We start from the raw sequence: 9,758 nt of genomic DNA, 5'->3' as shown, positions 1-9,758 counted from the left end.
CGGGGTCGAATGCGGCGCCCGTTCCGAGTGCGGACGCGGCGGCGGTTCCGCCCGATGTCGCGCCCGCGGCCGCATCCGCCGGTGCCTACCGGCTTTGGTTCAGCGGCCTGCGTTCGGCCGAGGACTATGCGCGCCTGGTCGGCGCGCTCGCGGGCAATTCCGAGGTGCGCGGATTGCGCATCGAGCAGGCGCATGGCAACGTCCTGCAGGCGCGCGTCGATGCGCGCGGTTCGCTGCAGGGTCTCAGCGAAGCGCTCAACGCTGCGCGGATTGCGCATCCGACGAATACGAAGCCGCCGGTCGAGGGCGTGGATGCGGTGCTCGACTTTGAGCCGTGAAGTGTCAGCCGACCCGCGCATGCCGCCCACGACGAACAGCGACTCGCCCTGGCGCCACCTGCCGAACGCGATCACGCTGGCCCGCATCGCGCTGGTCGCGCCGCTGGTCTGGCTGATCGCGAACCGTCGCTTCGAGGCGGCCCTCGTCGTGGTGGCCGTCGCCGGCGCGAGCGATGCGCTCGACGGCCTGCTCGCCAAGCGCTTCGGCTGGCAGAGCTGGCTCGGCGGCGTGCTCGATCCGCTCGCCGATAAATTGCTGCTGGTCGCCTGCTTCATTTCGCTCGACCTGGCCGGCGTGATCCCGGACTGGTTGATGTGGCTTGTCGTCGGCCGCGACCTCGTTATCGCCGCGGGCGCGACCGCGTACCATTTCCTGATCGGCCGCGTCGTGCCGCAGCCGTCGCTGCTGTCGAAGATCACCACGTTCATCCAGATCGTCTGCGCGCTCGCCCTGCTGCTGAAGCTGAGCGGCCTGCTGCCGCTGCCGGACTCGATCGATGAGACGCTGATCTGGCTCACTGCGCTGGCGACGATCGCAAGCGGCGCGCACTACGTCATCGTCTGGTCGCATCGGGCGCTCGAAGCCAAGCGCCGGGAGAACGCATGAATTCGACCAACAACCTGCACTGGCAAATGCTGGCCCTGTTCGTGCTGCTCGTCGCGGCGCTGTATTTCCTCGCGCCGGTGCTGACGCCGTTCGCGATCGCGGCGATGTTCGCCTACCTGTTCGATCCGCTCGCCGACCAGCTCGAGCGCTGGAAGCTGTCGCGCAGCGCAGCGGTCGGCATCGTCTTCCTCGCGTTGAGTCTGGTCGTCACGCTGATCCTGCTGTTGCTGATTCCATATCTGTCGCGCCAGGTCGCCGCGTTCATCGCCGCGCTGCCGCAATGGTTTGCGTGGATGCAGAACATCGCCGTGCCGTGGCTGCACGAGCGCTTCGAGCTCGATTTCGAGATGCCCGACATGCAGCAGGTCGTCACCGTGCTGCAGAATCATTGGAAAGAGGCCGGTGGCCTCGCGACGACGATCGTCGCCGGCATCTCCAAGTCGGGCTTCGCGGTGATCTCGTGGATCACGCGTCTCGTCGTCGTCCCGGTCGCATTCTTCTACCTGCTGCGTGACTGGGACGTGATGATTGCGAAGATCCACGACCTCCTGCCGCGCTCGATCGAACCGACCGTCTCGCGCCTCGCGCGAGAATCGGACGACACGCTGTCGGCCTTCGTCCGCGGCCAGCTTTCGGTGATGATCGCGCTCGGTGTCATCTACGCTGTCGGCCTGTGGGCGGTTGGGTTGAGCACGGGTCCGTTGATCGGCCTGATCGCCGGCCTGATCAGCTTCGTGCCGTATCTGGGCAGCATCACCGGCATCCTCATGGGCGTGATCGCGGCGATCGTGCAGTACGGCGACGTCACCCACGTCGCCCTCGTCGTCGCCGTGTTCGTGGTCGGCCAGTTGCTCGAAGGCTACGTGCTCGTGCCGCGCCTGGTCGGCGAGAAGATCGGCCTGCATCCGGTCGCGGTGATCTTTGCCGTGCTCGCCGGCGGCGAACTGTTCGGTTTCCTCGGCGTGCTGCTCGCATTGCCGGTCGCCTCGGTGCTGATGGTGCTGTTGCGCTACGCGAACGAGCGCTACCGCACGAGCTTGCTCTACGCCCACGAAGGCCCCGCGCCAGCGGCGGCGGAAGGCGATGCTAGTACCCCGTTACCACCTGCGGCAGCGCAAGCCGAAGTGAAGCCGCCGCCAACGCCGCCTGCCCCCCGCGCATGAAACCCGACCAGCTTCCGCTGGCGATGCGCTGGCCGGCGCAGCAACGCTTCGAAACGTTCTTCGCCGGCGACAACGGCGCGGCGCTCGATCTCGTACAGCGTGCTGCGACCGATGCCGACGCACCTTGGGTCTTCGTCAGCGGCACGGCGGCGAGCGGCAAGACGCATCTGCTGATTGCCGCGTGTGCCGCGGCGACCGCGACCGACCGGCGCGCGCAATATCTGTCGCTGCGCAGTCTGTCCGGCGGCGCGCCGGATGCGATCCGCGCGCTCGGCGGCAGCGATCTGCTCGCACTCGACGATCTCGACGCGATTGCCGGCCGGCGCGAGGCCGAACATGCGCTGTTTGACCTCTACAATCGCGGCAAGGCGGAAACGCACACTTTCCTGTTCGCCGCCTCGCGCGTGCCCGCGCAGCTCGGCATCGGCTTGCCCGACCTGGTTTCGCGCCTGTCGGCGTGTACGCAGGCGCCGCTCAAACTGCTCGACGACACCGCACGCCGCGAAGTGCTGCGCGAGCGCGCCGCAGCACGCGGGATCGAACTCGACGAAGCCGCGCTGGCCTGGCTGTTCGCGCGCACGCAGCGCGACCTCGGCAGCCTGACGACCCTGCTCGACCGGCTCGACCGCGAATCGCTCGCGGCAAAGCGGCGCGTGACCATCCCGTTCCTGCGCCAGGTGCTGGGGTCGTAGCGCCGTCGCCGGCGCCCGACATGCGCCTTGCATTCGATCGAAGCGCACACACATCGGTCAGGCAGGCAGCGAACCTGCGATAATCCCGTTTCGATCCGACTGCAACGATTTCATGGGCGGCTACAGCAACACCTCCGAACCGATCGTCTTCGAGCGCGACTGCAACGCCGTCATGGTGCCCCAGGGCGAAACCGTCAGCCTGCCTGCTGGGCAGAACGGCTACATCACCCAGGCGCTCGGCGGCAGCTTCACCGTGTTCGTCGACGGCAACCTGTTTCGCATCGACGGCAAGGATGCGGATGCGATCGGCAAGGAGCCGCCGACGCCGATCGAGCTCGACGCCGATGCCAGTGAGGAAGAGGTCGAAAAGCTCGTCTGGCAGCAATTGCGCACCTGCTTCGATCCCGAGATTCCGGTCAACATCGTCGACCTTGGCCTGGTCTACGAATGCAACGTCGGCAAGGTCGAAAATGGCGAGCGCAAGGTCGAGGTGAAGATGACCCTGACCGCGCCGGGCTGCGGCATGGGCGACATCCTCGTCGACGACGTGCGCAGCAAGATCGAGGCGATCCCGACCATCGCTGAGGCCGATGTCGAGCTGGTATTCGACCCGCCGTGGAACCACGCGATGATGTCCGACGTCGCCAAGCTTGAAACCGGGATGATGTAAACCTCCTGCGCCGGCTGTGGCTGGCGTTCCGCGGCGATCCTGCATGCCGCTTCCGGTTCAGCCGGATAGGGACGACGCGGTCGTTCGACCGGGCCGCCGGACACGAATCTGCGCAATTTCTGCAATATTGCCGTCAAAGTCGCCGATTCGCTGCGTTGCGGCAAAACTTCTCTATAGAAACGTTTCCAGCAGCATCCTGTTCGCGCCAGGCCAGCCGCGGCGCGAGCTTTCCATTGCAATAATGCGTTATTACATTGCCCCACGAATTGCCGGTTGATTGGCGATTTCAGGAAGATTTAACGCGGCGGATTGTCTTCTTCCGCCCGCGCTCGCTCCGCTTCGGAGCCGGCGCGAATTCCGCAATGATCCGCCGCCGTGAAACATGGGGATGTGGGCAGGCGCGCGGATCATGACGAGGCACGGCGTTTCGTTCCCATCGCAATCGGGGCCATCCCGGCGGCGCGGGCGACTGCGTGTCCGAAAAAGGGAGGAACCAGCGCGGATTCAGGGAGCCATCAAGAGCAAAGCTAGCGTCATACGTGTATCCGCTTCGCCGCCGTTTTCGGCGGCTTTCGACATTAATCGAATCTGGAGACAAAGCGTGACCCAATCAAAGCATGCATCGTGGCACCGCAAGACCAGCTTGACCGCCGCCGCACTCGCCGCGCTGATCGCCGGCGGGCTGAGCGTGGCCCATGCCGATCCCGGCAATGGCAACGGCAATGGCAACGGCCTGCGCAACTGGACCGAGAACCCGCATCATCCCGCTTATGACCACCCTTGGCGCCATGGCGCCGTGCCGACCCTGGAAAGCAAGGCGGCGATGGACAGGTGGAACCAGGAGTTCTATCACCACGGTGCAGCCTTCGCCTCGACGCAGCCTTCGGGTTCAGCGGGCGCGCTGACTTACGGTGGCGGCGTCAGCGGCGTCGGTGTCGGCTCGGGTCAGGTCAAGGTCTACATCGTTTTCTACGGCACGCAGTGGGGCACCTCCAGCACCGATGCAAATGGCAACCTTGCGTTCACCGGTGACTCCTACGGTGCGGCATCGGCCGTGCAGCAGATGTTCAAGGGCATCGGCACGAACAACGAAACCTGGCAGGCTGACCTGACCCAGTGGTGCGATGGTCCGAACGTGGCCAACGGCGCGTCCAGCTGTCCCTCGAATGCGAGCTTCGTTCCGTATCAGACCAATGTCGTTGCCGGCGTGTGGTACGACAATTCGGCCGCTTCGCCGAGCTCGGCGACCGGCACGCAACTCGCCCAGGAAGCGATCAAGGCCGCCGCGCACTTCGACAACACGGCGACCGGCTCGAACCGCTACACCTACTACATCATCCTCTCGCCGCACGGCACGAACCCGGACAACTACCAGAGTCCGACCCAGGGCTACTGCGCATGGCACGACTACACCGGCGACGGCTACGGCGTGACGGCTCCGGGCGGCGATCTTGCGTTCAGCAACCAGCCGTACAACATGGACATGGGCTCGAGCTGCGGCGTCGGCTTCGTCAACGGCAGCGCGAACGGCAAGCTCGACGGCTACACGATGACGCTCGGCCACGAATGGCACGAGATGATGTCAGACATGTTCCCGGCTGGCGGCTGGACCAATCATACGGGCGGCAGCTACAACGGCCAGGAAAACTCCGACGAGTGCGCATGGCTCTCTCCGGGCACCGCCGGTGGCGCGGCCAACGTTGCCTTCTCGACCGGCACCTTCGCCGAGCAGGCGAGCTGGTCGAACGACACGGCGAACTGCGCGATCTCGCATGCGATCCTGACCCATGGCGGTGGCACCGGCGGCACGCCGACGGCCAACTTCAGCTTCACCACCAACGGGCTGGCGGCGAGCTTCACCGACACCTCGACGGACTCGGGCGGCACGATCGGCACGCATTCGTGGACCTTCGGCGACGGCGGCACCTCGACCACGGCCAATCCGAGCCACACCTATGCGGCAGCAGGCACCTACAGCGTGACCGAGACGGTGGCGGACAGCGTCAACACCAGCGCGACGAACTCGACCACGAAGTCGGTCACGGTGACCTCGTCGGGCGGTGGCGGCAACACGCTGACCAATGGCGTTGCGGTGACGGGCTTGTCGGGAACCTCGGGCATGTCCTCGGTGTACACCTTCACGGTCCCGGCCGGTGCGACCAATGTGAGCATCGCGATCTCGGGTGGCACGGGCGACGCCGATCTCTACGTCAAGGCCGGCTCCGCACCGACCCTGTCGAGCTATGACTGCCGTCCGTACCTCACCGGCAACAACGAGACCTGCGGCAGCCTCTCGGCAGGCGTGACCTATTACGTCTCGCTCAACGCCTATGCGGCCTACTCGGGCGTGAGCCTGGTGGGCAACTACACGACGGGTGGCGGCGGTGGTGGCGGCAACACGCTGACCAATGGCGTGCCGGTGACCGGCTTGTCGGGAACCAGCGGCACGCTGTCGGCCGATTACACGCTGACCGTGCCCTCGGGCAAGACCTCGGTGACGATCAAGATCTCGGGCGGCAGCGGTGATGCCGACCTGTACGTCAAGCTCAACGCCGCGCCGACCCTGTCGAGCTACGACTGTCGTCCCTACATCACCGGCAACAACGAGACCTGCACGTTCACGCCGCCGTCGGCCGGTGGCACCTACCACGTCAAGCTCAATGCCTATTCGACCTACTCGGGCGTTTCGCTGACCGGCAGTTATAACTAAGCGTCGATAAACCTCGCACACTTCTTCCCCCGGCCAGCGATGGCCGGGGGATTTTCCGCGAGGTGGGGAAAATGAAAGCGGACCGCGCAACGCGGCCCTTTGCCTTGCTTACCTTTCTCGATCATCGGAGGCACCATGACGCAATCCAAACTGATCCGATCCGCCTTCGCGCGCGGAATTTGTTTGACTCTTGCACTGTCGTTCACGCTGGCCGCCAGCTTGGACCTGTCTGCGCAAAGTCCTTCCCGCGGAGCGATACAGTCACGGCACGTGCCTGCCGCCGTCGCGCAGGGTACGGCGCTGTCCATCGACCGGCTCGATCCGCAGCAGCATCTGAAGCTCGCACTGAGTCTGCCCGAACGCAACACGGCCGAGCTCGATGAGCTGCTGCACAATTTGCAGGATCCGCACAGCCCGCTCTACCACAACTATCTGAGCGTCGAGGAATTCACTTCGCGCTTCGGTCCTGCCCAGGTGGACTACGACGCCGTCGTTGCCTGGGCGGGCGCGAACGGCCTGACCGTCACCGAGACCACGCCGAATCGTCGGCTGGTCGACGTCGAAGGCTCCGTGGCGGCGATCAATCACGCGTTCGGCGTGCAGATGACCCGCTATCAGCATCCGAACGAAGATCGTGCGTTCTTCGCTCCGGATCGCGAACCGGCACCAGTCGGGTTGAAGGCCGAGCTTCTGCATGTTTCCGGTCTCGACAATTTCAGCTTGCCGCAAACGCACCTGAAGCAGGCGAGTACCGCCGGCACGAATGCGGGCGGATCGGGTCCTGGCGGCCAGTTCCTGCCGAGCGACATGCGCGCCGCCTACTACGGCAACGGCGCCCTGACCGGCAGCGGCCAGTCGATCGGCATTTTCTCTTTTGCCGGCTACAACGCCAGCGACGTGCAGCTTTTCTACCAGAAGACCGGCATGACCTCATCGGTGCCGATCAACAACGTGCTGGTCAACGGGTTCAGCGGCGCCTGCAACGGTTGCGACGACGGCGAGCAGGTGCTCGATATCGTCAATTCGATCGGCATGGCGCCCGGCATCACCCAGATCCTTTTTTATGAAGGATCGAGCGCGACCAACATCCTCAACAAGATGGCCAGCGACAACATCGCGAAGATCTTGAGCTGTTCGTGGTACGGCGCGGATTTCAACAACCCGACCGACGATCCGATCTACAAGCAGATGGCGGCACAGGGTCAGACCTTCATCAACGCCTCGGGCGACATGGGCGCCTACAACAACAAGTCCTGGGGTTCGCCTTCGGCCGATCCGTGGGTGCTCGAAGTCGGCGGTACCGATCTCGTCACCAATGGCGCCGGTGGCTCGTGGTCATCGGAGACCGCCTGGGTCGATTCCGGTGGCGGTTTCTACAGCGGGGCGGGCGAGGCGACGCCGAGCTACCAGCTGTTGGCCGGCGTGCTCAATTCGAGCAACAAGGGCTCGACCACCTATCGCAACGACCCGGACGTTTCGGCGGAAGCGAATTTCGACAATCCGACCGTCAGCAAGGGCCAGTTCCTGACCGGTTACGGTGGCACCAGCTTCGCCGCGCCGCGTTGGGCCGGTTTCCTCGCCCTGGTCAATCAGCAAGCCGTTGCCAAGGGCCACGGCCCGGTCGGCTTCGTCAATCCGGCGCTGTACAACGTCGGTCTCGGCACAAACTACGTGATGTCGTTTCACGACATCATCAGCGGCAGCAATCCGGCGACGAAGGGTACTCATGTGAGCTACAACGCCGTCACCGGATTCGATCTGGTGACCGGCTGGGGCAGTCCGCAGGCGGCACTCATCAATGTGCTGGCTCCGTAGCTGCTCGGCATTCTGCTGAAAAAAGGGCCGCGCAATGCGGCCCTTTTTTTGTTCGTCCATTAAGGAGGAAGTCTCGAAGTGCCTCCCCCGGATCGCACAGTGCGATCAGGCGGCTTCGAACCGATTCGCATCGCGGTTCTTGCGCACGCGCAGCGGGTCCCAGATGCGCCCGTTCATGGCGACGTAGACGCCGTCGGGCAGGGTCTGCAACGCGCCGACCGCGCAGCCGATGTTAAACACCGCGTCCGATCCCTGGAAGCGCGCCGGATTGAGCGCGCCGGTCAACACGATGACCTTGCCGGGAATCGCCTGCAGCACGTGCGCGGTCTCGACCATCGTGTCGGTGCCGTGGGTGACGAGGATGTGACGGTGCGGCTGCGCCTCGATCGAACGCTTGATCAAGTCGCGGTCTTCCTCGGTGATGTGCAGCGAATCCTTGCGCAGCAGGGCGATCACGTCGAAGTCGAAGGCCACGCCGAGCTGCTTGAGGATGTCGCCGATCGCCGGCGCGCCGATCTGAAAAGTGGATTTGTCGTCAAAGTATACTTTGTCGATCGTGCCGCCGGTGGTGACGATGGTCAGGTGCTGGAGCATGGCGCGTTCCGCAGGGTCAACGTGGTTGCGGAGTTTATCAGGCGCCACCGGGCTTTCGGCTAAACTCGCCGGCACCGTACCTTCCGTGCTCAACCACCATGACCGATCGCCGCCGTTTCCTCGCCACCACTCTGGCCGCCGGTGCCGCTGCACTGCCGGGCGTATCCTGCGCCGGGTCTGCGGCGCAGGCAGGAAAGCGGCGTCCGCGCATCGTCTCGACCTGGGATTTCGGCGTCGCTGCCAACCAGGCTGCCTGGCAGGTTCTGAACAAAGGAGGCAGCGTGCTCGATGCGGTCGAGGCCGGTGCGCGCGTGCCCGAGGCCGATCCGAAAAACCACAGCGTCGGCCGTGCCGGCTATCCCGATCGCGACGGCCGGCTCACGCTCGACGCGAGCATCATGGACGGCAACGGCGACTGCGGCGCGGTCGCCGCGATCGAGCACATCGCGCACCCGATCTCGGTCGCGCGCCGGGTGATGGAGAAGACGCCTCACGTGTTGCTCGTCGGCTACGGCGCGGAGCAGTTCGCGATCGAGCGGGGTTTCCCGAAGGAGGAACTGCTCACGCCAGAGTCCGAGCAGGCTTGGCGCGAATGGCTGAAGAAGAGCGAGTACAAGCCGTCGGCAAACAGCGAGAACAAGACCTACGGCAAGGGCAAGCCTGGCGATGCGAACAACCACGACACGCTCGGCCTGCTCGCGGTCGATGCGCAGGGCCGTCTCGCCGGCGCCTGCACGACCAGCGGCATGGCGTGGAAGCTGCACGGTCGGGTCGGCGACAGCCCGATCATCGGCGCCGGCCTCTATGTCGACAACGAAGTCGGCGGCGCGACCTCGACCGGCGTCGGCGAGGAGGTGATCCGCACCGCGGGCAGCTTCCTCGTCGTCGAGTTGATGCGCCAGGGGCGCACGCCGCAGCAGGCTTGCGAGGAAGCCGTGCGCCGTATCGTGCGCAAACGCATGAAGACAGCGAGGGATCTGCAGGTCGGGTTCCTCGCGCTGGGCCGCAACGGCGAGGTTGGCGCGTATGCGATCCAGAAGGGATTCACCTACGCCGTCTGCGACTCGGGCAAGCAGGATGCGTTGTTCGACTCGACGAGTGCGATGTGACCGGGCGACTCAGGTAGACAACAAGTCGGCGAAACGCTGCGCCGCGGCGAAACGCGCGCC

8 protein-coding genes and 1 pseudogene are annotated in these 9,758 nt (G+C 65.1%); 8 read left to right on the top strand and 1 reads right to left on the bottom strand.

Going from position 1 to position 9,758, the window contains the following annotated elements:
- From VF497_RS06985 to VF497_RS06955, 7 genes and pseudogenes are all read left to right on the top strand, one after another.
- A pseudogene (locus VF497_RS06985) lies at window positions 1-338 on the top strand (hypothetical protein); the annotation flags it as partial.
- A gap of 1 nt (window position 339) precedes the next feature.
- The gene (locus VF497_RS06980) at window positions 340-945 is read left to right on the top strand and encodes a CDP-alcohol phosphatidyltransferase family protein (RefSeq protein ID WP_330887056.1); all 606 of its coding nucleotides are present in this window, start codon (window positions 340-342) and stop codon (window positions 943-945) included.
- On the top strand, window positions 942-2,108 hold the full coding sequence (locus VF497_RS06975) for an AI-2E family transporter (protein WP_330887054.1): 1,167 nt from the start codon (window positions 942-944) through the stop codon (window positions 2,106-2,108). Before VF497_RS06980 ends, VF497_RS06975 begins: the two co-directional genes overlap by 4 nt.
- Window positions 2,105-2,800 (top strand): DnaA regulatory inactivator Hda, encoded by a 696-nt coding sequence (gene hda / locus VF497_RS06970; protein WP_330887052.1) that lies wholly within the window; start codon window positions 2,105-2,107, stop codon window positions 2,798-2,800. Before VF497_RS06975 ends, hda begins: the two co-directional genes overlap by 4 nt.
- A gap of 112 nt (window positions 2,801-2,912) precedes the next feature.
- Entirely contained in the window at window positions 2,913-3,470 is a 558-nt protein-coding gene (gene sufT, locus VF497_RS06965; RefSeq protein WP_330887050.1) for a putative Fe-S cluster assembly protein SufT, read from the top strand.
- Window positions 3,471-4,071: 601 nt separating this feature from the next.
- Window positions 4,072-6,180 (top strand): pre-peptidase C-terminal domain-containing protein, encoded by a 2,109-nt coding sequence (locus tag VF497_RS06960; RefSeq protein WP_414706856.1) that lies wholly within the window; start codon window positions 4,072-4,074, stop codon window positions 6,178-6,180.
- A gap of 270 nt (window positions 6,181-6,450) precedes the next feature.
- Window positions 6,451-7,995, top strand: a complete 1,545-nt coding sequence (locus VF497_RS06955) for a S53 family peptidase (RefSeq protein ID WP_330887048.1) — start codon at window positions 6,451-6,453, stop codon at window positions 7,993-7,995.
- 105 nt (window positions 7,996-8,100) lie between these two features.
- Here the strand turns inward: VF497_RS06955 and VF497_RS06950 are convergent, their stop codons facing one another.
- Entirely contained in the window at window positions 8,101-8,589 is a 489-nt protein-coding gene (locus VF497_RS06950) for an asparaginase domain-containing protein (protein ID WP_330887047.1), read from the bottom strand.
- Between the two features lie 98 nt (window positions 8,590-8,687).
- Here VF497_RS06950 and VF497_RS06945 point away from each other — a divergent pair, with 98 nt between their 5' ends.
- Window positions 8,688-9,698, top strand: coding sequence for a N(4)-(beta-N-acetylglucosaminyl)-L-asparaginase (locus VF497_RS06945; RefSeq protein ID WP_330887045.1), 1,011 nt, complete (start codon window positions 8,688-8,690; stop codon window positions 9,696-9,698).
- The last annotated feature ends 60 nt before the right edge of the window (window positions 9,699-9,758 follow it).

Origin of the sequence: Rudaea sp. (assembly GCF_036383415.1) — a bacterium.
Taxonomy (GTDB): domain Bacteria; phylum Pseudomonadota; class Gammaproteobacteria; order Xanthomonadales; family Rhodanobacteraceae; genus Rudaea.
This window is presented reverse-complemented; position numbering and strand designations above follow the sequence as displayed.

Coding starts and splice junctions, on each gene's coding strand:
- VF497_RS06975 (WP_330887054.1), top strand. CDS start 942: ATGAATTCGACCAACAACCTGCACTGGCAAATGCTGGCCCTGTTCGTG.
- hda (WP_330887052.1), top strand. CDS start 2,105: ATGAAACCCGACCAGCTTCCGCTGGCGATGCGCTGGCCGGCGCAGCAA.
- sufT (WP_330887050.1), top strand. CDS start 2,913: ATGGGCGGCTACAGCAACACCTCCGAACCGATCGTCTTCGAGCGCGAC.
- VF497_RS06950 (WP_330887047.1), bottom strand. CDS start 8,589: ATGCTCCAGCACCTGACCATCGTCACCACCGGCGGCACGATCGACAAA.
- VF497_RS06945 (WP_330887045.1), top strand. CDS start 8,688: ATGACCGATCGCCGCCGTTTCCTCGCCACCACTCTGGCCGCCGGTGCC.